Below are 529 nucleotides of genomic sequence, written 5' to 3' on the forward strand. Positions count from 1 at the left end.
AAGCTCGCTCAACATAAAGAGCAAGCCGATGTTGTATTGGTAGAAGGTGCTGGTGGTTGGCGTGTTCCTGTGTCAGACACAGACAGCTTGTCTACTTGGGTACAGCAAGAGCAGCTACCAGTGGTACTTGTCGTGGGTATTAAACTGGGTTGTTTGAGCCACGCTTTATTAACGGCGGAAATCATCAAAGCAGATGGTCTAAACCTAGTGGGTTGGATTGCGAACCGAGTTAACCCAGGCACAGAGCATTACGCGGACATTATTGAAATGCTTGAATCGCGCATTGATGCACCGAAGTTAGGTGAGATCCCTTACATTCCAAGTGCGAAGCGCAAAGAGTTGGGTAAATACATTAACGTTGAGCCATTACTGAACATCGATTAAGAGCATTTCTTGTAAACGTACTCAAAACCAAAGGGCTGCAATTTGCAGCCCTTTCTATTGGTGTAGCTTAATAAGATTACTGCTACTTTTCTTGGCTAAGTCCCATCAGCGCTTGCTGTGTCTCAGCAACACGTTTAGACAAGTG

Annotated in this window: 1 protein-coding gene; it reads left to right on the plus strand. The window is 45.4% G+C overall.

From position 1 onward, the window contains the following. Window positions 1-384: ATP-dependent dethiobiotin synthetase BioD (gene bioD / locus R7190_RS30400; RefSeq protein WP_318138279.1), on the plus strand; the 384-nt coding region annotated here is incomplete at its 5' end. Window positions 385-529: the final 145 nt, after the last annotated feature.

The sequence above is a fragment of the Vibrio sp. 1078-1 genome (assembly GCF_033340475.1).